General features: G+C 68.0%; 28 protein-coding genes. 13 read left to right on the top strand and 15 right to left on the bottom strand.

Going from position 1 to position 24,732, the window contains the following annotated elements; genetic code table 11:
- The first annotated feature begins 26 nt into the window (after nucleotides 1-26).
- Complete coding sequence (locus tag ACSQ25_RS15680; RefSeq protein WP_436106601.1) at nucleotides 27-1,829, top strand: M4 family metallopeptidase; 1,803 nt, start codon at nucleotides 27-29, stop codon at nucleotides 1,827-1,829.
- Here ACSQ25_RS15680 and ACSQ25_RS15675 read toward each other — a convergent pair.
- On the bottom strand, nucleotides 1,823-2,545 hold the full coding sequence (locus ACSQ25_RS15675) for a M23 family metallopeptidase (protein WP_436106600.1): 723 nt from the start codon (nucleotides 2,543-2,545) through the stop codon (nucleotides 1,823-1,825). The genes ACSQ25_RS15680 and ACSQ25_RS15675 overlap by 7 nt on opposite strands.
- Before the next feature lie 27 nt (nucleotides 2,546-2,572).
- Nucleotides 2,573-3,583, bottom strand: a complete 1,011-nt coding sequence (locus ACSQ25_RS15670; protein ID WP_436106599.1) for a L,D-transpeptidase family protein — start codon at nucleotides 3,581-3,583, stop codon at nucleotides 2,573-2,575.
- A gap of 104 nt (nucleotides 3,584-3,687) precedes the next feature.
- Between ACSQ25_RS15670 and ACSQ25_RS15665 the strand changes: the two genes are divergently transcribed.
- Nucleotides 3,688-3,987 (top strand): 2Fe-2S iron-sulfur cluster-binding protein, encoded by a 300-nt coding sequence (locus ACSQ25_RS15665; RefSeq protein ID WP_436106598.1) that lies wholly within the window; start codon nucleotides 3,688-3,690, stop codon nucleotides 3,985-3,987.
- Here ACSQ25_RS15665 and ACSQ25_RS15660 read toward each other — a convergent pair.
- Nucleotides 3,984-4,877: an alpha/beta hydrolase gene (locus ACSQ25_RS15660; protein ID WP_436106597.1), complete on the bottom strand. Its 894-nt coding sequence runs from the start codon at nucleotides 4,875-4,877 to the stop codon at nucleotides 3,984-3,986. The two genes, ACSQ25_RS15665 and ACSQ25_RS15660, sit on opposite strands and share 4 nt — an antisense overlap.
- A gap of 110 nt (nucleotides 4,878-4,987) precedes the next feature.
- Between ACSQ25_RS15660 and ACSQ25_RS15655 the strand changes: the two genes are divergently transcribed.
- Both ACSQ25_RS15655 and ACSQ25_RS15650 read left to right on the top strand, forming a co-directional pair.
- Entirely contained in the window at nucleotides 4,988-5,170 is a 183-nt protein-coding gene (locus tag ACSQ25_RS15655) for a hypothetical protein (RefSeq protein ID WP_436106596.1), read from the top strand.
- 67 nt (nucleotides 5,171-5,237) lie between these two features.
- Complete coding sequence (locus tag ACSQ25_RS15650; protein WP_436106595.1) at nucleotides 5,238-5,432, top strand: hypothetical protein; 195 nt, start codon at nucleotides 5,238-5,240, stop codon at nucleotides 5,430-5,432.
- Between the two features lie 12 nt (nucleotides 5,433-5,444).
- On the opposite strand, the gene ACSQ25_RS15645 is transcribed toward ACSQ25_RS15650, so the two are convergent.
- Nucleotides 5,445-5,858, bottom strand: coding sequence for a hypothetical protein (locus ACSQ25_RS15645; RefSeq protein WP_436106594.1), 414 nt, complete (start codon nucleotides 5,856-5,858; stop codon nucleotides 5,445-5,447).
- Nucleotides 5,859-6,017: 159 nt separating this feature from the next.
- Complete coding sequence (locus tag ACSQ25_RS15640) at nucleotides 6,018-6,215, bottom strand: hypothetical protein (RefSeq protein ID WP_436106593.1); 198 nt, start codon at nucleotides 6,213-6,215, stop codon at nucleotides 6,018-6,020.
- Nucleotides 6,216-6,366: 151 nt separating this feature from the next.
- Here ACSQ25_RS15640 and ACSQ25_RS15635 point away from each other — a divergent pair, with 151 nt between their 5' ends.
- Entirely contained in the window at nucleotides 6,367-6,504 is a 138-nt protein-coding gene (locus ACSQ25_RS15635) for a hypothetical protein (RefSeq protein WP_436106592.1), read from the top strand.
- A gap of 59 nt (nucleotides 6,505-6,563) precedes the next feature.
- Complete coding sequence (locus tag ACSQ25_RS15630; protein WP_436106591.1) at nucleotides 6,564-6,941, top strand: hypothetical protein; 378 nt, start codon at nucleotides 6,564-6,566, stop codon at nucleotides 6,939-6,941.
- A gap of 30 nt (nucleotides 6,942-6,971) precedes the next feature.
- Here ACSQ25_RS15630 and ACSQ25_RS15625 read toward each other — a convergent pair whose 3' ends face one another.
- From ACSQ25_RS15625 to ACSQ25_RS15615, 3 genes are all read right to left on the bottom strand, one after another.
- Nucleotides 6,972-7,187, bottom strand: a complete 216-nt coding sequence (locus tag ACSQ25_RS15625) for a hypothetical protein (RefSeq protein ID WP_436106590.1) — start codon at nucleotides 7,185-7,187, stop codon at nucleotides 6,972-6,974.
- A 129-nt stretch (nucleotides 7,188-7,316) separates the two neighbouring features.
- Complete coding sequence (locus tag ACSQ25_RS15620) at nucleotides 7,317-10,181, bottom strand: bifunctional diguanylate cyclase/phosphodiesterase (RefSeq protein ID WP_436106589.1); 2,865 nt, start codon at nucleotides 10,179-10,181, stop codon at nucleotides 7,317-7,319.
- 143 nt (nucleotides 10,182-10,324) lie between these two features.
- Nucleotides 10,325-11,071, bottom strand: a complete 747-nt coding sequence (locus ACSQ25_RS15615; RefSeq protein WP_436106588.1) for a fused MFS/spermidine synthase — start codon at nucleotides 11,069-11,071, stop codon at nucleotides 10,325-10,327.
- Nucleotides 11,072-11,170: 99 nt separating this feature from the next.
- Here ACSQ25_RS15615 and ACSQ25_RS15610 point away from each other — a divergent pair, with 99 nt between their 5' ends.
- Both ACSQ25_RS15610 and ACSQ25_RS15605 read left to right on the top strand, forming a co-directional pair.
- Complete coding sequence (locus ACSQ25_RS15610; RefSeq protein ID WP_436106587.1) at nucleotides 11,171-11,446, top strand: hypothetical protein; 276 nt, start codon at nucleotides 11,171-11,173, stop codon at nucleotides 11,444-11,446.
- An 8-nt stretch (nucleotides 11,447-11,454) separates the two neighbouring features.
- Nucleotides 11,455-12,627 carry a GGDEF domain-containing protein gene (locus ACSQ25_RS15605; protein WP_436106586.1) on the top strand — a complete coding sequence of 391 codons (1,173 nt, stop codon included), beginning with the start codon at nucleotides 11,455-11,457 and terminating at the stop codon, nucleotides 12,625-12,627.
- Nucleotides 12,628-12,794: 167 nt separating this feature from the next.
- Here the strand turns inward: ACSQ25_RS15605 and ACSQ25_RS15600 are convergent, their stop codons facing one another.
- Nucleotides 12,795-13,364, bottom strand: a complete 570-nt coding sequence (locus ACSQ25_RS15600; RefSeq protein ID WP_436106585.1) for a hypothetical protein — start codon at nucleotides 13,362-13,364, stop codon at nucleotides 12,795-12,797.
- Between the two features lie 158 nt (nucleotides 13,365-13,522).
- Here ACSQ25_RS15600 and ACSQ25_RS15595 point away from each other — a divergent pair, with 158 nt between their 5' ends.
- The 5 genes from ACSQ25_RS15595 (at nucleotide 13,523) to ACSQ25_RS15575 (ending at nucleotide 20,131) form a co-directional block, all read left to right on the top strand.
- Nucleotides 13,523-14,503: a Ppx/GppA phosphatase family protein gene (locus ACSQ25_RS15595; protein WP_436106584.1), complete on the top strand. Its 981-nt coding sequence runs from the start codon at nucleotides 13,523-13,525 to the stop codon at nucleotides 14,501-14,503.
- Nucleotides 14,504-14,602: 99 nt separating this feature from the next.
- Entirely contained in the window at nucleotides 14,603-15,433 is an 831-nt protein-coding gene (locus ACSQ25_RS15590) for a substrate-binding periplasmic protein (RefSeq protein WP_436106583.1), read from the top strand.
- A 22-nt stretch (nucleotides 15,434-15,455) separates the two neighbouring features.
- Nucleotides 15,456-18,503, top strand: a complete 3,048-nt coding sequence (locus ACSQ25_RS15585; RefSeq protein WP_436106582.1) for a response regulator — start codon at nucleotides 15,456-15,458, stop codon at nucleotides 18,501-18,503.
- Nucleotides 18,500-19,612: a response regulator gene (locus ACSQ25_RS15580; protein ID WP_436106581.1), complete on the top strand. Its 1,113-nt coding sequence runs from the start codon at nucleotides 18,500-18,502 to the stop codon at nucleotides 19,610-19,612. Before ACSQ25_RS15585 ends, ACSQ25_RS15580 begins: the two co-directional genes overlap by 4 nt.
- 63 nt (nucleotides 19,613-19,675) lie before the next feature.
- Nucleotides 19,676-20,131: a hypothetical protein gene (locus tag ACSQ25_RS15575; RefSeq protein ID WP_436106580.1), complete on the top strand. Its 456-nt coding sequence runs from the start codon at nucleotides 19,676-19,678 to the stop codon at nucleotides 20,129-20,131.
- 45 nt (nucleotides 20,132-20,176) lie between these two features.
- Here ACSQ25_RS15575 and ACSQ25_RS15570 read toward each other — a convergent pair whose 3' ends face one another.
- From ACSQ25_RS15570 to ACSQ25_RS15545, 6 genes are all read right to left on the bottom strand, one after another.
- Complete coding sequence (locus tag ACSQ25_RS15570; protein WP_036211798.1) at nucleotides 20,177-20,464, bottom strand: hypothetical protein; 288 nt, start codon at nucleotides 20,462-20,464, stop codon at nucleotides 20,177-20,179.
- A 179-nt stretch (nucleotides 20,465-20,643) separates the two neighbouring features.
- Entirely contained in the window at nucleotides 20,644-21,288 is a 645-nt protein-coding gene (locus ACSQ25_RS15565; RefSeq protein ID WP_436106579.1) for an ABC transporter ATP-binding protein, read from the bottom strand.
- Nucleotides 21,289-21,302: 14 nt separating this feature from the next.
- Complete coding sequence (phnE, locus tag ACSQ25_RS15560) at nucleotides 21,303-22,091, bottom strand: phosphonate ABC transporter, permease protein PhnE (RefSeq protein ID WP_436106578.1); 789 nt, start codon at nucleotides 22,089-22,091, stop codon at nucleotides 21,303-21,305.
- Nucleotides 22,088-22,909, bottom strand: coding sequence for a PhnE/PtxC family ABC transporter permease (locus ACSQ25_RS15555; protein ID WP_436106577.1), 822 nt, complete (start codon nucleotides 22,907-22,909; stop codon nucleotides 22,088-22,090). Before ACSQ25_RS15555 ends, phnE begins: the two co-directional genes overlap by 4 nt.
- Nucleotides 22,909-23,727, bottom strand: coding sequence for a phosphonate ABC transporter ATP-binding protein (locus ACSQ25_RS15550; RefSeq protein WP_436106576.1), 819 nt, complete (start codon nucleotides 23,725-23,727; stop codon nucleotides 22,909-22,911). Before ACSQ25_RS15550 ends, ACSQ25_RS15555 begins: the two co-directional genes overlap by 1 nt.
- A 12-nt stretch (nucleotides 23,728-23,739) precedes the next feature.
- Nucleotides 23,740-24,627 carry a putative selenate ABC transporter substrate-binding protein gene (locus ACSQ25_RS15545; RefSeq protein ID WP_436106575.1) on the bottom strand — a complete coding sequence of 296 codons (888 nt, stop codon included), beginning with the start codon at nucleotides 24,625-24,627 and terminating at the stop codon, nucleotides 23,740-23,742.
- Between the last annotated feature and the right edge of the window lie 105 nt (nucleotides 24,628-24,732).

Here is a 24,732-nt window from a genome sequence, read left to right as displayed (position 1 = left end):
GCCGCGTTTCCACGGACGGAGACGAGATGACGACGCACACCACCTTCCCGGCAGCGCTGCTCGGCGCCGCCTTGCTGCTCCTGCCGCTGTCCCAGCCCCTCCTTGCGGCGCCGACCATGAGCGCGCCGACGACGCTGAGCTCCCAGGCCAAGGCCTCCGTACTGGCCCAGCTGGCGGGACAACGCCAGGCCAAGGGACTCGACAACGACCACCATTACCGGATCACGGCCCAGCACCCGGGCGTCAACGGCACCCAGATCCTGCGCGCCGCCCATACCTGGAAGGGCTTGCGCGTGTTCGGTTCCGAATCGGTGGTGGTGCTCGACAAGTCGGCCAAGGTCCTGTCCGAATCGGCCTCGGAGCGCCGCCTGCACCTGGGTACCGGCAGCGCCAACCGTCTCGGCGCCCTGACCGCGAGCTTCAGCGTCCAGCCGCAGGTCAACAGCAGGGCCGCGATCGCGGCCGCGCTGGCCTCGCTGGCGCCGAGCCTGGGACAGAACGCGGTGCACGTGGCGAAGCCGAACGCCGAGCTGCTGATCTACCCGGTGATGCGCATGCAGCGCGTGGTCGGCGCCGGCGCCAAGGAAGAAGCGGAGCTGAATGCCCTTGACGTGCAGGACGTGGTCGAGCGCTACGAACTGGCCTGGCTGGTGCGCACCCGCATGCGCGTGGGCGAGCAGCCGGTCTACTATGACAGCATCGTCAGCGCGCGCGACGCCGCGGTAATCGACCAGTGGAACATGCTGCAGACCGTGACCGGCGTGGGCAAGAGCCAGTACAACGGCGACGTCCCGATCAGCACCACCCTCAGCGACGGCCTGTACCGCATGCTCGACCCCGAGCGCGGCAAGGGCGGCACCTTCGGCGCGATGGCGATCACCAATGCCAACAACGGCAGCAGCGCCGGCAAGGTCTACACCAACGCCACCAACACCTGGGGCGACGGCAAGCAGTTCGTCGAGGGCGGCAGCACCACCGGCGTGAATGGCCAGACCGCGGCGGTCAATGCGATGTGGGGCCTGATGAACACCTACGACGCGCACAAGAACGTGCTGGGCTGGCTCTCGCTGGACGGCCGCGACACCTCGACCACTATCGCCGTGCATGTGAATCGCGGCTACGACAACGCCTACTACAGCGATACCTGCAAGTGCATGTTCATCGGCGACGGTACGTATTTCACCAGCCTGGGCTCGATCGACGTGATCGGCCACGAAATGGGCCACGGCGTCACCGCTGCCACCTCGGACCTGATCTACTCGGGCGAATCGGGCGGCCTGAACGAATCGAGTTCGGACATCGCCGGCGAAGTGGTGGAAGCCTATGCGCGCGCCGGCGGCAAGGGCGACAAGTTCCCGGAAGAGGGCAACGACTGGCAGCTGGGTACCGAGATCAGCAAGAATGCCACGCCGCTGCGCTGGATGTATCGTCCCAGCAAGGACGGCAGCAGCCCGGACGCCTGGAGCACCTCGCTGCGCCGCCTCGACGTCCATTACAGCAGCGGTCCGAACAACCGCATGTTCTACTTCCTGGCGCGCGGCTCGAAGGCCGACAACGCGGGTGATTACTACAGCAAGTACCTGGTCAAGCAGCCGAAGGCCATGACGGGCATCGGCACGGACAAGGCCTTCCGCATCTGGTTCAACGCGAATACGACCAAGTTCACCTCGTCGACCAACTACGCCGACGCGCGCGCCAAGATGATCGAGGCGGCCGAGGAGCTGTACGGCAAGGCCGGCCTTGAAGCGATCGCCGTGCAGCGCGCCTATGCCGCCATCAACGTCGGGGCGGACGTGGACGAGCCGGGCGCGGTTGCAACACCTTACTGAGCCGCGACGGCCTGTCCGTCCGCCATCAGGGGGAAGGGATTCAGCGGCGTCCCTTTCCACCACTGCTTCTCGGGCGTGAGCTCGAACACGGCGAAATGCAGGTGCGGTGCGTTCGGGTCGGAATTGCCGGTCACGCCGACATAGCCGAGCACGTCGCCGCGCTTGATCTCCATGCCTTCCTTGATGCCGTCGGCGTAGCGGTCCAGGTGCGCGTAGTAATAGGCGTACTTCTCGCTCGGATCGAACTGGTACAGGGTGGTGCCGCCCGGCTTGCTGGTGAACAGCTTGGCCACCTTGCCGTCGGCGGCGGCCAGCACCGGCGTGCCTTTGGGCGCCATGATGTCGAGGGCCTCATGGTGGCGCTGGGTGCCGCGCGGCTGGTCGTAGGTATCACTCAGGCCGGCGGCCTTGATTCCCTGTACCGGCACCAGCAGCTTGCCCTGGACCGCGCTTGCCACCGCGTCGGCCGGCGACTGCGCCTGGGTCGGCTGCGCCGCGTTATAGGGTGGGCGCAGCGGCAGGTCTGCCTCGCTGAGGTCGGTCTGCACCATGGAAGATCCGGACGGCTGGGGATCGGCCGGCGCAGCCGGTGCGGGCGGGGGCGGCGGCGCGCTCGCCACGACCGGCGCCGGATCGTCGGGCACGGCGCGCAACAGCACGAATAGGCCACCGGCGCCGACCAGCGCGCCGAGCAGGAAAGTCATCAGCCATCTCATGTCATCCTCCTTTGGTTCTTGCAGGGATCAGCTTTCCAGTACCACCTCGACGCCGGCGCCGACCGCGCCCGCCACTTCGGCGGCGCTCCAGTTGGTCAGGCGGATGCAGCCATGCGATTCGGTCTTGCCGACGTGGCCGGGCACCGGCGTGCCGTGGATGCCGTAGTGTTCCTTGGACAGGTCGATCCAGACCACGCCGACCGGATTGTTCGGGCCCGCCGGGACCTTGGCCTTCTTGTCGCCCGGTTCGGCGTCCCAGAACAGCTTCGGGTTGTAGTGGTAGGTCGGATTGGCGTGGACGCTGTTGACCTTCCAGGTGCCGATCGGGAGCGGATCGTTGGCGCTGCCGGTCGACACCGGGTACTGGGCCAGCAGGGCGCCGGCGGCGTCGAACAGCTGCAGCACCTTGGAACCTTCCTTGACCACGATCTTCGTGGCCTTCGACAGCGGCTGCTTGCCGTGCACGTTCGGCACCAGGATCTGCTCGCCGGCGCGGCCCAAGTCCTTGCCGGGATTCAGGCGCGCCAGCATGTCGGGCTTGGCGTGGAATTTCTCGCCCAGGCCCTCGAGGACATTGGCGTAGCCGAGCTCAGGGAGCTTGGCCTTTTCCATCATGTCTTCCGGTACCGGGCGGAAGGGGCCGGCGACGTCGGCCTCGACCAGGGTGTAGGTGACCAGGTGCGGGCTGTTGTCGGCGTTCAGGGCGTTCCAGGTGGCGTCGTCCAGCTTGCCGGTCACCGGCAGCTTGCGCGAGGACTGGAAGGTGCTCAGGGCCTGGCGCATGTTGGAGCCGTAGGCGCCGTCGATCTCGCCGGGCGACAGGTTGGCGCGGTCGAGCAGGACCTGGGCACGCAGGTTGCGTTCGAATTCGGCCTTCTTGGCAGCGGCGCGGCTGACGCGAGCGGTGGGCAGGGCGGAGCTTGGTCCCGCCGCCTGGGGCAGCGGGGCCGGCGCCAGTACGGCCTGCTGGGCCTGGGCCAGGGGAAGGGCGCCCAGCAGGGCGGCGGCGAGAACGGAGAGTGCGTGCGATTTGTTCATTTTGGTTTCCTGCAATGCTTGCTTTTGGAAACATCAGGGTAGGCCTGTGGCTGGAGCGGGTCTGTGCGAGAACGAACTCAAGCGGCCGCGCTACAATTCCGGCCATGACCAGCCATACCATCCTGCTGCACCCCAGCGGCATCGCCTTTGAGGCCGACGAGGACAGCAGCATCCTCCACGCGGCCGAGGCGGCCGGCATCGAGCTGCCCAGCTCCTGCCGCAACGGCACCTGCCGCAGCTGCATCTGCCGCGTGCGCAGCGGACCGGCTGTGCACCTGATCGAGTGGCCGGGCTTGTCCTTCGACGAGAAGCGCGAAGGCTATCTGCTTCCCTGCGTGGCGGCGGCGCGCGGCGATCTCGAGCTCGAGCTGCCCCTGGCGCGCCGCATCGCCTGGGAAGATTAGGGACGGCCCAGGGCGCGTTCGATCACGGCCAGCACCTGCGGCCAGGCGGGCGAGGTCGCCGCCACCTCGTCGTAGTGGCTGGCGCCGGGCAGGATCACGACTTCGGCGGCGTCGCCGGCCTTGCGCGCCCGCATCGCGTAATCCTGGGCCACGCGCGGCGGCGAGATGGTGTCCAGCTCGCCCGTGACGAGCCAGGTGCGGCTGCCGTTCGGCATCAGTTCCGCCGCATTCGTATCCACGAACACGTCCGGCCGGTCCGGGCCCGGCATGCCGGCCAGTTCGGCGGTGTCGCGCCCGCAGCTGGACTTGATCAGGGCTGCTTCGTTGCGCAGGTCGGCCAGGCCGCCCAGGCTGACCACCGCCGGCACCTTCAAGGGACTGGCTCGGTGCAGCGGGCCGCTCGGGATACGCCCGCGTCCCGCCATCCACTGCACCAACTGGCCACCGGCCGAGTGGCCGACCGCGACCAGGCGCTGCAGGTCGAGCGGGTAGCGCCCGGCCTGCGCGGCCAGCAGCGCGAGCGCCGCATGCATGTCCTCGTAGGTGCCGGGATAGCCGCCGCCCGCTTCGTCGGTACGCCGGTATTCGACGTTCCAGACCGCGATGCCGCGCGCCGCCAGTGCGCCCGCCATGTTGCGCAGCTGGGTGATGCCGCCGAACTTGCTGGTCCAGCAGCCGCCGTGCACCAGCACCGCCACCGGGAAGGGCCCGCTGCCGGCCGGCAGGAACAGTTCCGCATACTGCGAGGGCGCCGCACCATAGGCGAGGCGCGCGGTCGGGTCCGGCCCATTCAGCGCCAGGTAGTCGGCCAGTTTCATGGGCGTGGCGGCGCAGGCGGTGTGCATGCCGGCCGCGAGCAGGGCGGCGAACAGGAGGGGGCGGAGATTCATGGTCGGTCAGCAAATAGTCGAGCAGTGACTATAGCGCACGATTGAAAACCCGGCCTCGGCATCCATGCTAGGCTGCATCCAACGTAACCACGTCAACAAGGAGGAGTGCTATGAGCCAATCGAAATCAGGCGGCAACCAGACCAACAAACAGTCGGACAACATGTCCGAGGAAGACCTGGCCAAGCAGCGCGCCGGCAAGACCGAGAAGAGCAGCCATGACCACATGTCGCGCCAGAAGGCCGGCAAGGGCGAGGGCGCCGGCGGCGGCGCCAAGCAGAAGGCGCAGCGCTGACCGCTGCCGGGCATGCCGCCTGCGCGGCATGCCTGCACCCCTGTCACCACCATCCGAGAGGCTGACCATGACCATGCTTGCTCAAGATACCAAGCTGCACGGCTCATCCCCCGTGCATGCCCACAGTACCCCGGAACCGGACGTCCACGATCCGAAGCCGACGCCCGACCCGCGCCCGCCGGTGCCGGACGACGTCCCCGACCCGGTCAATGCGCCGGTCGAAGAGCCGCGCTTCCCCGAAGCCCCGATCCGCGCCGGCTAGGCGCCACACTCCTCAGGCCGGCCTGGTGCGGGCGTGCAGCCTGTAGCCGGCCGGGCTGGACTTGTAGAGCCAGCCGAACAGCACCGAGAAGACCAGGAAGATCAGCACGTTCAGCCAGGCCGTGGCGGGCGTCGCGGCGTAGCTCAGTTGCCTGAACAAGGTGACCAGCAGGGCGATGCTTGTCATCGCCAGGTTCCCCAATAGTACGTAATGGATCTCCGCGATCTGCGGCGCAGTGCTGGCGGCCCAGTTCATCACTGCCCACCCCAGCAGCATGGCGCCGGACAGCATGGCGAAATACACACCGGAGTCTACGAGCAAGGGCGAGCCGTACATGGCCATCAGCGCGTTCGGCGCGATGATCTGGATGATGCCGTACAGGGTCGCGACGACTGCTGCACTCCTGAGAACGATGCGATGGTTCATGATGAGCTCCCTCGATGTCCGACCGCCCGCGTCTGCGCGCAGGCCTGCCGCAGTCCGGCGGGCTGCCCTTCCAGCATAGGATGGATATGCGCCAGTGCAAGCGCGACTGATGGGGGAGTTTTGCCTGCCCGGCGGTGAGCGAGCAGGCAGGCCTGGCGCTCAGGCGCCGGACTTTTCGGGGGTGGTGGACGATTCCTGGCGGGCCTGGCCGCCGGACGCGGGCAGCGGGGGAATCTGGCGGATCATTTCCTCGGTTTCCAGTTCTCCAGGCGATTTCTCGCCGCTGCCGATATCTGCTTCGTGAAACACGTTCGGGCCGTTTGCCGCAGGATCGACTTGGCGGGTCGGGTCGTTCATGGTGCGCTCCAGTGGGTTGTCGATATGGATGATCCTAGCAGGGCTCCCCCGGCGTCGGCGCGCGGCTGGCCGATCCATGTCATGTTCCTGACACGTTTGCTTGCCTATAATGGTTCGAGACACAAGACCAGCCAGCGACCCCGGAGAAACCATGGGCCACACCTTGTACAACACGATCTACCTGGGCCGCAGCCCGCTGTATTACTCGCGCCGGGCGCGCCTGGCACTGGCCTTCGGCGTCGCCGCCAGTGCCGGCCTCGGCTGGTTGGCCTTGCGCGCACTGCGCTGATGCTTGCTCTCGGCCGGCGCGCCTTGTACCATGGCGCCCCTGACGCATAGAAAAGCAGAATGAAAAACGAACAACTGACGACGGACGAATACGACGCCCTCGAACTGGTACGCCGCGGCGTGAAGCGCGATAACCCGGGCGCTTGCGTTGGGCGCAATGCCAAACGCCTGTCGGGACTGAAGATGATGGAGACCACCCGCGACGGGCGGATCGTGCTGACGGAGAAGGGTCAGCAGGTGCTGTTCCTGCGCCGCTGCGTGCGCGCGCTGGAAGCGCTGGCCGCCGACCCGGCAGCGAGCGTGGATGGCGACGTGGCCCGTTTCCTCAGCGCCAAATCGCATATCGCGCCGCTGGAAGCCGGCGGCTACCTCCTCACCGACAGAGGCCGCGAATCGCTGGCCGATATCGCACAGCAACAACAACAACAGCGCCGCTAGGGCGCTGTTGGTTCACTATCGGACTGCCACCTAGTTTGAACGGCGGCGGCTCGGGTATACCAGCACCCGCACCGCCACTTCCGCCGGCACGTTCATCGTCGCCAGGAATTCCGCTGCGCGCTGCAGTCCGAGGGTCGGGACCGAGGCGATCGCCTGGTTGACCAGGTCGCGTGTGCGGATGTCGGTGCGCTGCCGGCGGACGCTGGCGTCGGCGGAGGTGTTCAGCTCACCTAGTTCATTCATCATCATAGATATCCGTATGTCTGGGGTTGCAAAAGAGACACGGCTATTCTATCGCTAACAATGTTGTATAGCTAGAAATAAATGGCGTTTTGAAACTTATTTCAGCAATGCAATAGAGAACCTTGATCGGGATCAGGCCAGAGCGGGATCATCGGCCTTTTCCGGGGCCGCCTGGCGCGGCGGCGGCAGCGCGCGGCGCTGGATCAGCAGCTGTTCGAAGTCCTCGGCCGCCAAGGGCTTGCTGAAGAAATAGCCCTGCATTTCGTCGCAGCCATGGCTGCGCAGGTAGTCGAGCTGCTCGGCGGTCTCGACGCCTTCGGCGATCACGGCCAGTTTCAGGTTGTGGGCCAGCGCGATGATCGAGGTGACGATCGCGGCGTCATTGGCATCGTGGGTGATGTCGGCAACAAAGGAGCGGTCGATCTTGAGTACGTCGATCGGGAAGCGCGACAGGTAAGACAGGCTCGAATAGCCGGTGCCGAAATCGTCGATCGACAGGTTCACGCCCAGCGACTTCATGCGGTGCAGCAGTTCCACCGCCGGCGTGACGTCGCTCATGAACAGGCTTTCGGTCAGTTCGATCTCCAGGCAGTCCGGGTCGAGCATGGTGTCGGTGAGCACCGATTCCAGGTTGGCGATCAGGTCGGGTGCGCCGAACTGGCGTGCCGACAGGTTCACTGCCACCCGCAGCCTGCCCAGGCCGGCATCCTGCCAGGCCTTGTTCTGGGCGCAGGCGGTGCGCAGCACCCAGGCGCCGATCTGGACGATCAGGCCGGTCTCCTCGGCGATGCCGATGAAGCGCACCGGCGGCACCATGCCCATCTCCGGATGCTTCCAGCGGATCAGCGCTTCCATGCCGACGATCTGGCCGGTCTTGAGGTCGACCTGCGGCTGGTAATGCAGCACGAATTCGTTGCGGTCGAGGGCATTGCGCAGCGCGCTTTCGATGCGCACCCGCTCCATCGACGCCTCGTTCATGGCCGGGGTGTAGAACTGGAAGTTGTTGCGCCCCATCTTCTTGGCGCTGTACATCGCGATGTCGGCGTGCTCGATCAGGCTGTCGGCCGGCGTGCCTTCGCTCGGGTAGACGGCGACCCCGATCGAGCAGGTGACGAAGAATTCCTTGGTGCCGAGCATGACCGGCTGGGCTACCGAATCCATCACGCGCTGCACGATCTCGGCGCCCAGCGGCTCGTCGTGATGCTCGGAGACGATGACCACGAATTCGTCGCCCGACAGGCGCGCCACGGTGTCGGTGTCGCGCAGCGAGCCGGTCAGGCGCGCCGCCACCGTCATCAGGAGCACGTCGCCGGCCTTGTGGCCCATCGAGTCGTTGACGAACTTGAAGCGGTCGAGGTCGATCAGCATCACCCACATCGGGCGGCCGCTGCGGTTGGCGAAGGCGATCGCCTGGCCGAGGCGGTCCTGCAGCAGCGAGCGGTTGGGCAGGCCGGTCAGCACGTCGTGCTGGGCCACGTGGTGCACGCGCTGCTCGGTGAGCTTGCGTTCGGTGATGTCGCTGCCGGTGCCGCGGTAGCCCAGCAGGGCGCCGCCGTCGTCGAACACCGGCTGGCCGTTGACGCAGAACCAGCGGGTGTCGCCCTGCGCATCGACCACTTTGTATTCGAGGTTGGCGAAGGGTTCGTGGGCCTTGACCTGGGCGATGTGGGCGCGTCCGGCCTCGGTCTCCAGCAGCGCCGGCGCGTGTTCCCAGCGTGTCTTGCCGAGCACCGACTCGACGGCGACGCCGGCCTTTTCGGTGAAGCCGCCCGTGACCATGGTGAAGCGCAGGTCGCGGTCCTGTTCCCAGTACCAGTCCGAGGACATCGACACCAGCTGGCGGAAGCGCTGCTCGCTCTGCTGCAGGGCGCGCTCGGCGCGTTCGCGCGCGGCCATGTCCTCGACCAGGCGGCGGTTGGTGCGGCGCAGGTCGGCGGTGCGCTGGCGCACCAGTTGCTGCACCTTGCGTGCGCGCTGGCCCGAGGCTTGCACGAAGGCCGTACCCAGCAGGGTCATCAGGATGCCGCCGACCAGCAGGGCGCTCGAGGCCATGTGGTCCTGCAGGAAGGGACGCGGCGCGCTGGCCACCTCGACATGCCAGGACTTGGCGGCAATGCGCAGGGTCCGGGCGCTGTGGCCGGTGTGGCCGGTCGAGAGGAAGCCGGCCAGCCAGCTGTCGGCGGGCTTGCGGGTATCGCCGGTGGAGAACATCAGGTTGGCCGGGCTGGCCTGGTTGCCGGCATAGACCGACACGAAGATGTCGCCCGAGGCCTCGCGCGGCTCGAGCAGGCCGGTGGCGGCCAGCGAGGCACGCACCAGTTCCGGGCCGCGGATGACGATGGCAGTGTCACCGGCCAGCGTGCCGTGGCGGTCGAGCACCGGCATGATCAGGCTGAAGGCCGGCTGCTTCTGTTCGTCCTGCGCCAGCTGGAACAGCTCGGTGGCGGCGGCGCGTCCCTCGCCCCTGGCCACCGCGAGTGCGCTCATCACCTGCACGTTCTCGGTGATGTTCAGGCCGAAGGCGCGTTCATTGCCGGCCATCGGCTCGATGAAATCGACGATGTGATAGCGCGCGCGCTGCGGCGCCTTCACCAGGCCCTGGGGCTGCAGCTCGGTGAACACGGTGCCCGGACGGATGCGCTGCAACTCGGCTTCGACGGCGGCGCGTTGCTCGCCCGCGACCGTGCGGTGGAAATTGAAGGCCTGGATGTAGGGATGGCGCTGGAGCAGGGCCGCGGTGAAGTCGCGGAAATGCTCGCGGCTGACCGGCTCGCCGCGGGCGAACAGCTGGTTGGTCACGGTCAGCACTTCGACCGCCTGGTCGATGCCCTGGCGCACGGCCGCCACGCGCTCGTCGGCGCGCTGGGCGAATGCGAGCGACATGTTGTCGTACTCGAGGTGGCTCACCCCCAGGAACAGGGCGCCGGATACGGCAAGGCCGCCCCCGAGCGTGAGGGCTGCCGCGAGAGTCAGCGACAGGGACAGGCGACGCACCATGGAAGCTTCCAGAAAGTCCGTAAAAAGCTGTCGGGCCAAGCCTGCATCAAAGCTTGCCAACAGGCATCAGGACGGAAGTGTGTCACAACCGGACGCTGTTGGGCAAACGAAATGTCGCGAACTGTCACACCGCCAGCACAGGCTCAATGGCGGCGCCATGCCAGCCAGGCAAGGACGCAGCGCGCCAGCAGGCGGTTGAGCGGCGCCGCGCCCAGGCCGCGGTTGCGCAGCAGGTCGCGCAGGAGGCGCAGGGGACGGCCGGGGGCGGCGAGGGCAACACGCGGGCGCTGGGCCAGCAGGATCTGGTTGTTGCCGGCGATGCCGGACAGCCAACAGGCATGGCCGTCGAAGGCCGCCTGCAGGCGTTGTACGGCGGTCACATAGTCGGGATCGTAGGTGAAGATGTTCGCCGCCAGCACGCCGCCGGGACGCAGGAAGCGCCGGCAGTGCGCATAGAAGGCGGCGCTCGACAGGGCGGGCGGCAGGCCCGCGGCATCGAAGCCGTCCACCAGCAGAACGTCGGCGCCAGCGTCGCCGGCATGGGCCAGCCAGTGCGCCGCGTCGCAATGCAGCACTCGCAGGCGCGCATCGTCGGGCGGGACATGGAATTGTTCGCGCAGTGCGATCACGTCGGCCCGCACTTCCAGGACGGTGATGCGGGTCCGGGGAAAGTGGCGGTGGCAGAACTTCGCCAGCGAACCGCCGCCCAGGCCGACCATGACGATGTGGCGTGGACGCGGCGCCAGCAGGGCGAAGCACATCATGGCGCGCGCATAGGGCAGCACCAGGGCGGCAGGTCGCGACAGCCGCATCGCGCTCTGGATGTCGCCGGGCGTGAATTCCAGCGTGCGGCGATCGCCCCGGGTGGTGACGATGGGTGGGGTGGACATGATGCCAGTATAGGGGAGGGCGGTGCTGTTGCGCGCTTCGGCTTGTTCTGCGGCATCGCTTTCTGATAAGCTGACCATTCGAACAAGCCGACCACTCCCATGTTCCTGGACCATCCTTCGATCACCGCCACCAACGCCCAGACCGAGTCCGACCGCCTCGAACGCCTGCAGCGCGTGTACGGCTACGCGATGGCCCTGGCCGATAGTGCCGGCAACACCGGTTTCGTCGACAAGCTGACCCAGCTGCACGACCACAAGGGCACGCTGATCGTGTTCTGGCAGGCGCCGCCGTCCGCCGAAGAACAGGCGTATTTCAGCCGCGCCTGGGCCAGCAAGGTCGGTGACGGCACCACCCTGGTCGAACACGAATTCTGATCTAGCCCATGACAAACCTGGACGCGACCACGATGGTGCTGGTGCTGGCCCTGGGCAACCTGGCCCTGTGTGCGCTGCTGACCTTCTTCGACCACGGTCCGGTGCGCCCGCCGGCCTTGAACGCGTGGGCGCTGTCGAAGCAGGTCCAGGCCGGCGCCTGGACCGTGCTGGCGCTGGGCAGCGCCGGCGTGGTGCCCGAGGCCCTGGCGCTGCCGGGCGGCTATGCCCTGCTGTTCGCCGGCGTCGCCATCGAAGCCGGCGCGGCCTGGGAAGAGGCCGGCCGCCATGGCTGGCGCCGCCCCACGCTGCTGGCGGGCGGACTGGCGATCCTGGCCTTCTTCGTCTGCTACCTGATCGACGAGCAGGGCCTGCGCAGCCTGGCCGCCTCGCTGCTGCTCGGCGCCCTCTACCTGAACGGCGCCGCGGCGCTATCCAGCGGCTGGCGCCAGGCCAGCCTGCTGCAGCGCTTCCTGGCCCTGGTCACCGCCGTGCTGGCGCTGGTGGTGGCGGCGCGCGGCCTGTCGGTGCTGCTGTTGCCGGGCGGCTGGCGCTGGCTCTCGAGCGAACTGCTGCGCCAGCTGTCCAGCGCCGCACTCTACCTCCTGATGCTGGCCAACGCCTTCGGCGTGCTGCTGCTGGCGCGCGAACGGGCCGGGCGCGAGCTGGCGCGCCTCGAAGTGGTGGACCCGCTCACCGACGTGCCGAACCGGCGCGGCTTCTTCAATGCGCTGGCGCCCTGGATGGCCCTGGCGCGCCGCCCCGGCCTGCCGACCGCCCTGGTGGTGCTCGACCTCGACCAGTTCAAGCGCGTCAACGACGGCTACGGCCACCCGGCCGGCGACGCCGTCCTGCGCCATGTGGTGGAGCTGTGCAAGCGCCAGCTGCGCGATTCCGACCTGCTGGGGCGCCTGGTGGGTGTCGAGTTCGCGATCCTTCTGCCGCGCACCCAGCTCGACGAGGCCGTACTGGTGGCGGAGCGCATCCGCGCCGCGATCGCCAGCTCGCCGGTCAAGAGCGAGCGCGCGATGATCGCCATGACGGCCAGTTTCGGCGTCACCGTGATCCGGCCGGAAGACAGCACCGTGACCCTGTTCCAGCGCGCCGACGATGCACTGCGCGCAGCCAAGGGGGCGGGGCGTAACCGGGTCAGCCAGGCGGTGGCGGCGACGGTCGAGGTGTAGTAGCGGTCTCGCTGCCTTACCTGAGGTGAGAGCCAGGGGCAGGTCTGACAATCAGACCCGGCCTCAACAGGGATCTGGGTCAGGTCTAGCAGTCAAGCACGGCCTCAACATGAACCGTGGAAGAGGACTGTCCAAAAGTCAGACCTGACCCCTTGCGAGGTCCTGCCTTACCTGAGGTGGGCATCCACGTCGCGAGGATCGGTCAACTTGATCACGCCTTTTGCGACATACAGCACGATCAGGATGCCGACGACATCGCCGGTGATCATCGCCGTCATTGCAGCCCAGTCCACCATCCCTGTCTGCACCCAGATGAAGGCATGGTGAAACGCCGGGCTCATAAGTCCACATAACAGCCCGGTGAACAAGAGCCGTTGCGCCGTGAGGTTCCCGAGTCGCGGCCCCAGGTCGAACCAGTGTTTCGCGAAAAGATAGGCGAGGTAGGGACCACCGGCTCCGGCGATCGCGCCGTACACGGCACGGGCTTCATCCTGGAACAGGAAATGATGGAAGTTGAGGTAGAAGCCTGCCACCAGCAGGCCGAGGAAGCCGGGGAGCCCGAACAACAGTGTTGCCAGGAGCCGGATTCCGGCAGGCAGGAATACCCAATTGACGCCACTGCTTTGCTCGAGTTGAATAAACAAGAGCTCGTTAACCCAGTTGAGCCCGAGAAACGCGATCACCGTGATCGCCACGCTGCCCAGGTCTTGTACGGTTTTTTCTTTTAGAAGGGACATTGCATCAACCGGTATATTTTGTTGCCTTTAAGTAAGGCATTGTACCTATTTCAGATCCTCATGCATGGTCTTCATTCGTGACTGGCGCTCGCCAGGCGCGTCACATTCCCGTCACATCGCGGACGTATCCTGCAGCATCCCCGCTGCCGGACCCGCCCATGTTCCATCCGACTCCCACGCCTTCCCGTTACGCCGCCGTCGAACTCGGCTCCGACAGTTTCCGCCTGCACGTCGGGCGCATCGAGCAGGGCGAACTGGTACTGGAGGCGACCCTGTGCGAGCGGGTCGCCCTGGGCGCGTCCTTCGAGGAGGACGGCAGCCTGTGCGACTCCGCGATGCGGCGCGCGTTGGCCTGCCTGCGCGAATTCGCCGAGACGCTCGACGCCTGGCATCCGCAGGCGGTGCGGGTGGTCGCCACCGCCGCACTGCGCATGGCGCGCAACGGCGCCGTCTTCCTGCCTGCCGCCGAACGGGCGCTGGGGCGTCCCATCGAGCTGATTGCCGGCGACGAGGCCGGACGCCTGGTCTACATGGGCGTGGCCAGCACGCTCGGCGACGGCGATGAGTCGCGTTTGGTGGTCGACATCGGCGGCGCCTCGACCGAGCTGGTACTGGGACGCGGCGCGGCGATCGAGCGCATCGAATCCTTCAGGGTCGGCGCGGTGCGCCAGAGCCTGAGCTTCTTTGCCGATGGCCGCATCGACGCCGCCGGCTTCGATGCCGCCGTGCGCTCCGGGCGCAGCCGCTTCGCCGAGACCGCGCTGGCCGGCCGTCACCGGGAGAAAGCCTACGGCGCCTGCGGCACCGTGCGGGCGCTCAGCGAAATCGCCCGCGCAGACCGGCTGGCCGGCGAAAGCCTGACGCCGGCAGTCCTGGACGAACTGCGCCAGCGCTTCCTGCGGGCCGGTCACGTGGCGCGGGTAGGCCTGGCCTGGCCGGCGGCGGCGCGCACGCCGCACCTGGCTGGCGGCCTGGCGCTCCTGATTGCACTGGTGGAGGAGTGCGGCGTCGGCGAGGTGGTGCCGGTCCATGCCGGCTTGCGCGTGGGCGCCCTGTGGGACCTGCACCGGCGCGCCGGCCCGGCCGCTGGAGCGGCGCGGCGGCTGCCGGAGCCGAGAGGAATGTCACTCCGCGGCTGACTGTCGTTTCCGTGCTAAAAATTCATTTTTGCTGTTGTTTGGAAACGTCTGGTGGCATACTTGTGTTGTTTGTTCAACCACGCCCGCCACCCGTTTTCCATGCGCCGCCGCTTATCCCGACCCGCCCTGTCCGCCCTGGCCGCCTGTTGCCTGCTGCTGCAAGTGCGGGCCCAGGCCGCGCCGGCCGACCACATCACCCTGTGCTTCGAGCGCCAGGAAGTGCGGCCCTGGCGCACGCTGGACGGCGGCGGCCTGAACTTCGAGCTGCTGGCCGAAGTCGCCAGGCGCACCGGCGTCACCTTCGACTACCAGAGCATGCCCTGGAAGCGCTGCCTCGAGCAGCTCAAGGCGAACCAGGTCGGCGGCGCCTTCGCGGTCAGCTTCAACCGTGAACGCATGGCCCTCGGCGCCTACCCGGGCGTGGCGCCGGGCGCGTCCGAGCCCCATGCCGACCCGTCCAAGCGCATGCATATCGATACCTACATGCTGGTGCGCCGGCGCGGCAGCCGCCTCGACTGGGACGGCAAATCCTTCCGCAACCTGGACGGGCGGGTCGGCTTCCAGCTCGGCTACTCGGTGGGCGACTTCCTGCGTGCCCAGGGTGTGGCGATCGACGACGGCAGCCAGCGCTCGGACGAGCTGGCGCAGAAACTGATCGCGGGCCGCCTGGCCGGCGCCGCGCTGGGCGGCGGCGACGCCGCGCGGCTGATGCGCGGTCCCTACGGCAAGCGCCTCGAGGTGCTGCCGCTGCCGCTGATCGAAAAACCTTATTTCCTGGTGCTGTCGAGCGCCCTGGTGGCGAGCCGGCCGCAGCTCGCCGCACGCCTGTGGGACGCGGTCGAGGAGGTGCGCAATACGCCCGCCTACCGCAAGCGCGAGCAGCAGGCGCTGGGCGCCAGCCCGGCGGGCGGCCTGGGAGTGCATCATTAAGCGCCGCCAGGGCCGCCTGCGCGTGGTGCCGCGCCGCCTGGTCGAGAACTGGCGCCAGAACATCGTGTTCCGTCTGGGCGCCGGGATCGTGCTCGCGGTGGCCCTGTCGACCGGCGTGTATACCACTTACACGCTGCACACCCTGCGCCTCGACGCCGATGCCCGCCTGCAGGAGCGCATCGAGCGCCAGGCCAAGGTGCTGCAGCACGCGCTGGCGCGTCCGCTGTTCGACATCAACAGCGCCGCCGTGAACTCGGTGGTCGACGCACTCGGCGCCACCCCCGAGGTCCAGACCCTGCGCGTGCTGGCGCCGGACGGAAGCCTGATCGCGGGCCTCGGCAACCCGGACGAACCCGAGGCCGACCTGCGCGTGCGGCGCCGCATCAACTACCACGACGGCACCCGCACCTATGCGGTCGGCGCGATCGAACTGGCCTTCTCGCGCCAGCAGATCGACGAAGACCTGCGCAAGCAGATCGTGCACACCGCCGCCGCCAACATCCTGCTCACGCTGGCCATCGTCGCCTGCGTGTTCGTGGTGGGGCGCCGCATGTCGCAGCCCTTCGCCGACATCCAGGACGCACTCGAGAAGCTGGCGCGCGGCGAGACCGACATCCGCCTGTCCGGCATCGGCCGGCGCGACCAGGTCGGACGCCTGTCGTCCGCGGTGCGCAGTTTCCGCGACACCCTGAACCGCCTGCGCCAGGCCGAGCAGGCTACCTCCGGCCTGCTGCGCGAGAAGAGCCGCATCGAGCAGCAGTTGCGCGAGCTGAACGAAGACCTGGAACAGAAGATCGCCGCCCGCACCGAGGAACTGACGCAGTCGAACCTGCGCGCGGAAGCGGCAAACGTCGCCAAGTCCGAGTTCCTGGCCAACATGAGCCACGAGATCCGCACGCCGATGAGCGCGATCATCGGCATGGCCTACCTGGCGCTGCGCACCGACCTCAATCCCAAGCAGCAGGACTACGTCGGCAAGATCCACCGCGCCGCGCTGTCGCTGCTGGGGATCATCAACGACATTCTCGACTTTTCCAAGATCGAGGCCGGCAAGCTCGACGTCGAGCAGGTGCCGTTCTGCCTCGACGAAGTGCTCGGCAACGTGGCCAGCGTGACCAGCCAGCGCGCCGCCGACAAGCGCCTCGAATACCTGTTCCACGTGCCGCACGCGGTGCCTCGCAAGCTCGTGGGCGACCCGCTGCGCCTGGGGCAGGTCCTGATCAACCTGGTCAACAACGCGGTCAAGTTTACGCCCGCCGGCGAATTGCAGCTGTCCTGCATTCCACTCAAAGGGGCCGAGCCGGGACGCGTCAAGCTGCGCTTCGCCGTGCGCGACACCGGCATCGGCATCGGCGAGGAGCAGCAGGCGAAGCTGTTCCGCGCCTTCAGCCAGGCCAACGGTTCGACCACGCGCGAGTACGGCGGCACCGGCCTGGGACTGTCGATCTCGCAGCAGCTGGTCGGCCTGATGGGTGGCCGCATCGCCGTCGACAGCGCGCCGAACGCCGGTTCGACCTTCCATTTCGACCTCGACTTCGCGCTCTCGGGCGAACCCGAATCGACCCTGGTGGGGCCGGCGGAACTGAACGGCGCGCGCGTGCTGGTGGTGGACGACAGCGCGCTGGCGCGCGCCATCCTGCGCGAGGCGCTGGCGGCGTTGCCGCTGCGGGTCGAATGCGCCTCGGACGCGCGCCACGCCGAAGGCGCAATCATCGCCGCCGACGCCGCCGGCATGCCTTACCGGCTGGTGCTGACCGACTGCAGCATGCCGCGCATGGACGGCATCGAGCTGGTGCGCCGCATCACCTCCAACCAGGATTTGTGCGCGCCGCCGCTGACCGTGCTGGTGACGGCTTTCGGGCGCGAGGACGTGCAGGCCCGCGCCGAAGAGGCGGGCGTAAACGGCTTCCTGTTCAAGCCCTTCGTGCAGTCGGCGCTGTCGGCCACCCTGGCGGGCCTGTTCACGGCCGCTGCCCCGGGCGCGGCCGGCGCCGGCGTGGTGCGCGCCCACCAGCAGGGGGCGCGGGTGCTGGTGGTGGAGGACAACCTGGTCAACCAGCAGATCGCGCGCGAACTGCTCGAGGCCCAGGGCGTCGACGTGGACGTCGCCTCGACCGGCCACCAGGCGCTGGAAAAACTGTTCGATGCCGGTCCGGGCGCCTACCGCCTGGTGCTGATGGACCTCGAGATGCCCCAGCTCGACGGCCACGCCGCCACCGTGGAACTGCGCAAGGATCCGCGCTTCGACGACTTGCCGGTGATCGCGATGACGGCGCATGCGCTGTCCGAGATCCGCGAACGCTGCCTGAACGAGGGCATGCAGGACTACATCACCAAGCCGGTCGACCCGGAAAAGCTGTACGCCACGCTGGCGCGCTGGATGGGCAAGGCGATGCCGGCACGCGCCGCATTGCCTGCGCCCGACCTGGCCCCGCTGCCCGGCCTGGCCGGCATCGACTCGGCCTTCGGCCTGCGCAACGTCGGCGGCAACAGCGCGCTCTACGTCGAGCTGCTGGACCGTTTCCGCGTCTCCCAGCGCGACGCCGGCTGCAGTATCCGCAGCGACCTCGATGGCGGGCGCCTGCGCGACGCGGCCAGCCGTGCGCATTCGCTGCGCGGCGTGGCCGGCAACATCGGCGCGCGCGAACTCATGGCGCTGGCCCAAGAGATCGAAGAGCAGGCCTCCCGGCCTGCGCCGAATGCCACTGAGCTCGACCGCAGCGTCGGGGCGCTGGAACGCGCCATGGCCGACCTGATGGACTCGCTCGACTGCTACTTCGCCAACGCGCCCGAGGTGCCGGCCGCCGCGCCGGCCGCGGGCGGGCAGCCGGCCGCCGACGATGCGCAGCTCGCGCGGGAGGCCGCGGACCAGCTGGAACGCCTGCTGGCCGAGTTCTCGGGCGAGGCTACCGACTATTTCGACACCGTGCGCGCCCCGCTGGGCCGGCTGCTCGGCTCCGGCGCGCTGGCGCGCCTCGAGGCGCACCTGTCGCGTTACGAATTCGAAGAAGCGCGCCTGGTGCTGGCCCAGGCCCGGGGTGCTTCTTCCTCCATCGCGGAACACATATGAACGCCCTGCAGGACAAACACTACCGGCCGACGATCCTGATCGTCGACGACACGCCGGACAACATCATGCTGCTGTCGCGCCTGCTGAAGGACAAGTACCACACCAAGGTGGCCACCAACGGCAGCACCGCGCTGCAGGTCGCCGCCGCCACCCCGGACCTGGACCTGGTCCTGCTCGACGTGATGATGCCGGGGATGGACGGCTACGAAACCTGCCGCCAGCTGAAGGCCAACCCGGCCACCGCCGACATTCCGGTGATCTTCCTGACCGCCAAGAACCAGATCGAGGACGAGGCGATGGGCCTGTCGGTCGGCGCGGTGGACTACCTCGGCAAGCCGATCAGCCCGCCGATCCTGTTCGCGCGCGTGTCGACCCACCTGACCCTGCGCGCGGCGCGCAAGCTGCTGCAGGAGCACAACCAGAACCTGGAGCGCATGGTCCAGCAGCGCACCGCCCAGCTGCTCCTGATGCAGGAGGCGCTGATCCTGGCGATGGCCTCGATGGCCGAGACCCGCGATGGCGGCGCCAACCACATCCGCCGCACCCAGCACTACATGCGTGCGCTGGCCCTGAAACTGCGCAGCCATCCGCGCTTCGCCGCCAGCCTGAGCGACGAAAACATCGAGCTGATGACCAAGTCGGCGCCGCTGCACGACATCGGCAAGGTCGCGATCCCCGACCACATCCTCCAGAAGCGCGGCAAGCTCGACCCGGAGGAGTTCGAGGTGATGAAGCTGCATGCCGCCTACGGGCGCGACACCATCATGCTGGCCGAGAAGCACCTGGGCGGCAGCAACAGCTTCCTGATGTTCGCGCGCGAGATCGCCCATTCGCACCAGGAGAAGTGGGATGGCAGCGGCTATCCGGAAAGCCTGCGCGGCGAGGACATTCCGGTGTCGGCGCGCCTGATGGCCGTGGCCGACGTGTACGACGCGCTGATCTCGCGCCGCGTGTACAAGCCGCCGTTCACGCACGCGCAGTCGCTGGACATCATGGGCCAGGGCCGCGGCACGCATTTCGATCCGGACGTGCTCGACGCCTTCTTCGCGCTCGAAGAGGAATTCGCGCGCATCGCGCAGGAGTTTGCCGACGAAGAGGAGCCGGCCTAGCGTATTGGCAGTCAGGGGCCAAATCGACTATATTGTTTAGCTGTTTGAACGATGGAGTCAGTAATGCCCAGGAAGTCAGCTGCCGTCCCGGCGGCAGCAAAGGGTGCCGCGCGCGCCAAGGCCGCGCCGGCGAAAGCCGCGAAACCGGCGCCGAAAACGCCGGCCAAGTCCACCAAGCCTGCCGTCAAGGCGGCCGCCAAGGCGGCGGCGAAGTCGCTGGCGGCCCCCACGCCGAAACGCGCCCCGCGCAAGCCGGCTGTAGCACCAGCGGCAGTGCGCGACGTGCCGGCTGCCGCGCGCCCGGTACTGGTGCGCGACAGCTTCACCATGCCCGAGCAGGAATACGCCGTGCTGGCCGAGGTCAAGCAGGCCTGCCTGCGCGCCGGCATCGACGTCAAGAAGAGCGAATTGCTGCGCATCGGCGTGGCCCTGCTGGGCCAGGTCGACATCGGCACGCTCAAATCGGTGCTGGCGGCACTGCCCCAGCTCAAGACCGGACGGCCTCCGGCCACACCGTAGCGCATCCTGCGCCAACGGCCCCGCAAAGCCGGTCCGTGCGGGTTGTCAGTGGATCGAGGCGCTGGTCAGTTCCTTCAGTTCGCGGATCGGGATGTTCGACTTCTCGTGCATGCGCAGCAGGATGGTTGCGCCGACGTTGAGCTTGCGGTGGCGGATCTTGCTGATGATTGGCGGCTGCACCTCGAGCACGCGGCACAGCTCGGCATCGTTTTTCAGCTGCATGCGCTCGATCAGGGTATCGAGCAGCTTGTTGGGCACGAAGCTCGACGGCTCCAGGGCGCGGGCCCGGTGCATCGCGGCGAGCATTTCCTGTTTTTTCTGTCTGACGCTCATGTTGCTTCTCCGAATTTGTAAACATGGATTCGGGACAGATCGACTGTTCTGGAAATAAGCCCTGCCTGTTGTGATCAGGTATTTGGTGGCGGGTCGTTGTGATATTACTACGATTGCGCCACGCACGTTTCACGAATTGAGCGCAACTCGTCGGTAACTTGCTTATTTCTTCGCGGAATTTACGCTAATTTCAATCCGGAACGAGTCAGGAGCAAGACCTGGTCGGCCATGGCGGCCGCGGCGTGGGAGTGGGTGACCATGATGGCGCCGGCGCCGCTCTGACGGGTCTCGCGGCGCAGCAGCGCGAGGATGCCGCCGGCGGTCTCGGGGTCGAGGTTGCCGGTCGGTTCGTCGGCCAGCAGCAGGGCGGGGCGGTGCACCAGGGCGCGCGCGATCGCCACCCGCTGCAGCTCGCCGCCGGACAGCTGGCGCGGGAAGTCGGCGCCGCGCCCGGCCAGCCCGACCGCGGCCAGCATCTCGTCGGCGCGCGCATCGGGCTCACGGTTCAGCAGCAGCGGCAGTGCGACGTTCTGGTGCAGGGTCAGGTGCGGCAGCACGTGGAAGGCCTGGAAAATGAAGCCCATGCGGGTGCGGCGCAGGCGGGTCGCGGCCGCGTCGTCGAGCGCCGACATCGGCGTGCCGTCCACCAGCACCTGGCCCGAGTCCGGGGCGTCCAGGCCCGCGATGATGTTCAGCAGGGTCGACTTGCCGACCCCCGACTCGCCCATGATCGCCACGAATTCACCGGCGCGGAAGGTATGCGACAGCCCCGACAGCACCGTGCGGCCGCCGTAGGACTTGCTCAGCTTGTCGAGTACGAGCATGGTTCTCCTTGATATCAGCGCGTCAGCGCGCGGCGCAACAGGAAACTGGCGGCATCCACCGCCGCCACCAGCAGCAGCATCGCCAGCACGACGGTGGCCGCGCTCTGCATCTGGAACAGCGACAGGTGGTATTTCAGCATCTGGCCCAGGCCGCCGGCGCCCACCACGCCCAGCACGGCGGCGGCGCGGATATTGTTCTCCCAGCGGTACAGGGTATAGGACAGCATTTGCGGCAGGGCTTGCGGCAAGGTCGCATACAGGAAGGCCGCCAGGGCCGAGGCGCCGTTGGTGCGCAGGCTGGCTTCCGGCAGCGGCTCGGTGTTCTCGAGGGCGTCCGCGAACAGGCGCCCCAGCACACCGCTGGTGTGGGCGGCCAGGGCCAGCGTGCCGGCGAAGGGCCCGAGGCCGGCCGCGACCAGCAGCAGCGCGGCCCACACCAGTTCGGGAATCGAGCGCAGGATGTTCAGCAGGACCCGCGTGATGCCGCGCAGGGCGGCGCCGGCACGTCCGGCCGCGGGCAGGGCCAGGGCCATGCCGCCGGCCGCCGCCAGCAGGGTGCCGACCAGCGACATGGCCAGGGTCTCCCACAGGGCGGACCCGGTCTTCGCGAGGAAGGCCGGGTCGGTCTCGGGCGGCGTGAAACCGGACAGGAATTCCGCTGCCGATCCCAGGGCTTCGGGTGTCAGGAAAGCGGCCCACTGCAGCGGCAGCGAGGCGAAGCTGGCCACGACCAGCGCAAGCAGGGCGGCAAGCAGCACCAGCGTGCCGAAAGCGCGCGGCGGTGGCGGAGGCGCGGACTTCATGCCAACCTCCGGCGCAGCAGCTTCGAGACCAGGTCGGCCAGCGCCACCAGCAGCACGAACATGATCAGCATGGTCGAGACTTCACCGCCCGCCATCATCTTGGTGGATTCCTCCATGCGCTGGCCGAGGCCGCCGGCGCCGACGAAACCCATCACCGCCGAGCCGCGGATCGCGCACTCCCAGCGGTACACGGTATAGGACACCAGTTCGGCGCTCGACTCCGGCAGCGCCCCGTACAGCAGCGCGCTCAGGCGCCCGCTGCCGTTGGCCAGCAGGGCGTCGGTGGCGTGGGCGTCCGACGATTCGAGGATTTCGGCATAGACCTTGGCCAGCATGCCGCAGTAGGTGAGGGCGATGGCCAGCACGCCGGCGGTCGGCCCGAGGCCGACGATGCGCACGAACAGCAGCGCCCATACCAGTTCCGGTACGCTGCGCAGCAGCACCAGCACCCAGCGCAGCAGCTGGCGCAGCAGGGCCGCGGCCGGGTGCATGCGCCCGGTGCCGAGCCGCGAAATGGACAGGCGCTCGCTGATCAGCATGGTGGCCGGGACCGCCCCCAGTAGCGCCAGGCTCAGGCCGGCGGTGGCGATGGCGACGGTCTGCCAGGTCTCGCGCAGCACCAGGGCCAGGAACTCGGCCCCGAGCGCCGGGCGCAGGAAATCGGAAAGGAAGCCCCAGGCCGCCGCCAGGCTTTGCGGATCGAACAGCAGCCAGGGCTTGAATTCGCTGGCCACCAGCATCGGCCACAGGAGCAGCAGGCACACGAGCGTGGCGGCGACGCGGCCGCGCCAGGCCGGATCGGGATGGGCGGCAGACATCAGAAGCAGGCGCCGACGGCGATGCGGTCGGGCGATTCGTGCGGGTGCTGCGGGTGCGGCTGGACCTGGTCGTTCTCGTAGAGCGCGGCGATCATGGCGTCGCTGACGGCTTCGCGCGGCGCATCGAACACGATGCGGCCTTCGCGCAGGCCGACCAGGCGCGGGAAATGGGCGCGCGCCATGTCGACCTGGTGCAGGCTGCACACCAGGGCCGCCTTGCGCTCGGCGGCTTCCTGCTGCAAAGTGGCCAGCGTGTGGCGGGCCAGCGCCGGGTCGAGCGCGGAGATCGGCTCGTCCACCAGCAGGGCTTCGGCACTGGACAGCAGCAGGCGCGCCAGGCCGCAGCGCTGGCGCTCGCCGCCGGACAGGCGGTCGACCCGCGCATACAGCTTGTCGCCCAGGCCGAAGCGCGCCAGGGCGGCGTGCGCCGCGTCCGGATCGCCGGGGCGCAGCAGCGAGGCGAAGGCTTGCCACAGGCTCATGTGGGGCAGGCGCGCCGCCAGCACCGCTGTCACCACGCGCTGGCGCGGCGGCAGCGGCGGCGTCTGCGGCGCCAGGAACAGGCGCGCGCGCAGGCGGTGGCGTGCGCCCTGCGACAAGGCCCAGGGTTCTTGCCCGAACACGGAAAAGCCACCCGCGGCCGGACGGTGGGCGCAGGCCAGGGTGGCGAGCAGGGTGGTCTTGCCGGCGCCGGAAGGGCCGATCAGGGCCAGCTGCTCGCCGGGTGCGATGGCCAGGTCGAGGTCATGCAGGGCGGGAGCCGCATGTGGGGCCGCCGCCAGGTGCCTGACCGTGAGCTTGTCGAGCCGGAAGCTCATCGCGCCCCGGGATTACTTCAGCAGGCCGGCGTTGCGCGCCGCCGCTTCAATCGCCGAGTAGTTCGACGTCCTGGTGGGGATGAACTTCGTGGCGCGCTGCAGTTCCAGGATCTGCTTGCCTTCCGGGGTCGAATCGTCCAGCGCCAGGAAGGCGTCGGTGATCTTCTTCTGCAGGGCCGGGCTCATGTCGCTGCGCACGGTCCAGTTGTAGTCGTAGTAGCCGGGCGTGGTATAGAACACGCGCACCGCCTTCGGGTCGACCTTCTTCGCTTCCACCAGCTTTTCCCAGACTGAGATGTTGAGGGCGCCGGCATCGACCTTGCCGCCCGCGACCGCGGCCACGGTGGCGTCATGCGCGCCCGAGAAGGCGACGCGCTTCAGGTCGGTGTCCGGATTCACCTTGGCGCCCAGCAGGAAGGAGCGCGGCATCAGGTGGCCCGAGGTGGACGACTCGGAACCGAAGGACAGGGTCTTGCCCTTCAGGTCTTCCAGCTTGTTGATCTCCGGCTTGGTGGTGACGAACACCGAGCGGAACTTCTCGTCCTCGGCGCGCTGCACCAGCGGGGTGACCTGGCCCTTGCTGCGAACATTGGCCTGCACGAAGGTGAAGCCGCCAAACCAGACCATGTCGATCTTGCGGTTGATCAGGCCCTCGACCGAGGCGGCGTAGTCGGTCACCGGGGTGAACTCGACCTTCAGGCCGGTCGCCTTGGCCAGGTAGTCGCCCAGCGGCTTGAACTTGCGCTGCAGTTCGGTCGGTGCTTCGTCGGGAATGGCCGAGACGCGCAGCACACCCGGCGTGTTCTGGGCATACGCGCCGCCGGCGGCGAACATCAGGCCGGCCGTGGCGGTAGCGGCGAACATGGTTTTCAGAACACGCGAAGGGGAGAACGGAGTCATGTTGGCTTTCTTATCGAACATATTGAATGTGGGAACTAACGAACCGCGGTCGTCACGCCTGCACCGCAGGCGAAAACGGTGGATGGCCGAATTCCGCTATGATGG

The sequence above is a fragment of the Massilia sp. LjRoot122 genome, from assembly GCF_964252725.1.
GTDB lineage: Bacteria > Pseudomonadota > Gammaproteobacteria > Burkholderiales > Burkholderiaceae_D > Telluria.
The sequence above is the reverse complement of the archived record's forward strand: the minus strand, read 5'-3'. Positions and strand labels throughout refer to the sequence as shown.

Excerpts from the sequence above, each read along its gene's own strand:
- ACSQ25_RS15640 (WP_436106593.1), bottom strand. The coding sequence starts at position 6,215 with ATGAACGACCCGACCCGCCAAGTCGATCCTGCGGCAAACGGCCCGAAC.
- ACSQ25_RS15610 (WP_436106587.1), top strand. The coding sequence starts at position 11,171 with ATGTTCCTGGACCATCCTTCGATCACCGCCACCAACGCCCAGACCGAG.
- ACSQ25_RS15590 (WP_436106583.1), top strand. The coding sequence starts at position 14,603 with ATGCGCCGCCGCTTATCCCGACCCGCCCTGTCCGCCCTGGCCGCCTGT.
- ACSQ25_RS15615 (WP_436106588.1), bottom strand. The coding sequence starts at position 11,071 with ATGTCCACCCCACCCATCGTCACCACCCGGGGCGATCGCCGCACGCTG.
- ACSQ25_RS15680 (WP_436106601.1), top strand. The coding sequence starts at position 27 with ATGACGACGCACACCACCTTCCCGGCAGCGCTGCTCGGCGCCGCCTTG.
- ACSQ25_RS15545 (WP_436106575.1), bottom strand. The coding sequence starts at position 24,627 with ATGACTCCGTTCTCCCCTTCGCGTGTTCTGAAAACCATGTTCGCCGCT.
- ACSQ25_RS15660 (WP_436106597.1), bottom strand. The coding sequence starts at position 4,877 with ATGAATCTCCGCCCCCTCCTGTTCGCCGCCCTGCTCGCGGCCGGCATG.
- ACSQ25_RS15575 (WP_436106580.1), top strand. The coding sequence starts at position 19,676 with ATGCCCAGGAAGTCAGCTGCCGTCCCGGCGGCAGCAAAGGGTGCCGCG.
- ACSQ25_RS15670 (WP_436106599.1), bottom strand. The coding sequence starts at position 3,583 with ATGAACAAATCGCACGCACTCTCCGTTCTCGCCGCCGCCCTGCTGGGC.
- ACSQ25_RS15565 (WP_436106579.1), bottom strand. The coding sequence starts at position 21,288 with ATGCTCGTACTCGACAAGCTGAGCAAGTCCTACGGCGGCCGCACGGTG.
- ACSQ25_RS15580 (WP_436106581.1), top strand. The coding sequence starts at position 18,500 with ATGAACGCCCTGCAGGACAAACACTACCGGCCGACGATCCTGATCGTC.
- phnE (WP_436106578.1), bottom strand. The coding sequence starts at position 22,091 with ATGAAGTCCGCGCCTCCGCCACCGCCGCGCGCTTTCGGCACGCTGGTG.
- ACSQ25_RS15650 (WP_436106595.1), top strand. The coding sequence starts at position 5,238 with ATGACCATGCTTGCTCAAGATACCAAGCTGCACGGCTCATCCCCCGTG.
- ACSQ25_RS15550 (WP_436106576.1), bottom strand. The coding sequence starts at position 23,727 with ATGAGCTTCCGGCTCGACAAGCTCACGGTCAGGCACCTGGCGGCGGCC.
- ACSQ25_RS15665 (WP_436106598.1), top strand. The coding sequence starts at position 3,688 with ATGACCAGCCATACCATCCTGCTGCACCCCAGCGGCATCGCCTTTGAG.
- ACSQ25_RS15635 (WP_436106592.1), top strand. The coding sequence starts at position 6,367 with ATGGGCCACACCTTGTACAACACGATCTACCTGGGCCGCAGCCCGCTG.
- ACSQ25_RS15605 (WP_436106586.1), top strand. The coding sequence starts at position 11,455 with ATGACAAACCTGGACGCGACCACGATGGTGCTGGTGCTGGCCCTGGGC.
- ACSQ25_RS15645 (WP_436106594.1), bottom strand. The coding sequence starts at position 5,858 with ATGAACCATCGCATCGTTCTCAGGAGTGCAGCAGTCGTCGCGACCCTG.
- ACSQ25_RS15570 (WP_036211798.1), bottom strand. The coding sequence starts at position 20,464 with ATGAGCGTCAGACAGAAAAAACAGGAAATGCTCGCCGCGATGCACCGG.
- ACSQ25_RS15600 (WP_436106585.1), bottom strand. The coding sequence starts at position 13,364 with ATGTCCCTTCTAAAAGAAAAAACCGTACAAGACCTGGGCAGCGTGGCG.
- ACSQ25_RS15620 (WP_436106589.1), bottom strand. The coding sequence starts at position 10,181 with ATGGTGCGTCGCCTGTCCCTGTCGCTGACTCTCGCGGCAGCCCTCACG.
- ACSQ25_RS15675 (WP_436106600.1), bottom strand. The coding sequence starts at position 2,545 with ATGAGATGGCTGATGACTTTCCTGCTCGGCGCGCTGGTCGGCGCCGGT.
- ACSQ25_RS15655 (WP_436106596.1), top strand. The coding sequence starts at position 4,988 with ATGAGCCAATCGAAATCAGGCGGCAACCAGACCAACAAACAGTCGGAC.
- ACSQ25_RS15630 (WP_436106591.1), top strand. The coding sequence starts at position 6,564 with ATGAAAAACGAACAACTGACGACGGACGAATACGACGCCCTCGAACTG.
- ACSQ25_RS15625 (WP_436106590.1), bottom strand. The coding sequence starts at position 7,187 with ATGATGAATGAACTAGGTGAGCTGAACACCTCCGCCGACGCCAGCGTC.
- ACSQ25_RS15555 (WP_436106577.1), bottom strand. The coding sequence starts at position 22,909 with ATGTCTGCCGCCCATCCCGATCCGGCCTGGCGCGGCCGCGTCGCCGCC.
- ACSQ25_RS15595 (WP_436106584.1), top strand. The coding sequence starts at position 13,523 with ATGTTCCATCCGACTCCCACGCCTTCCCGTTACGCCGCCGTCGAACTC.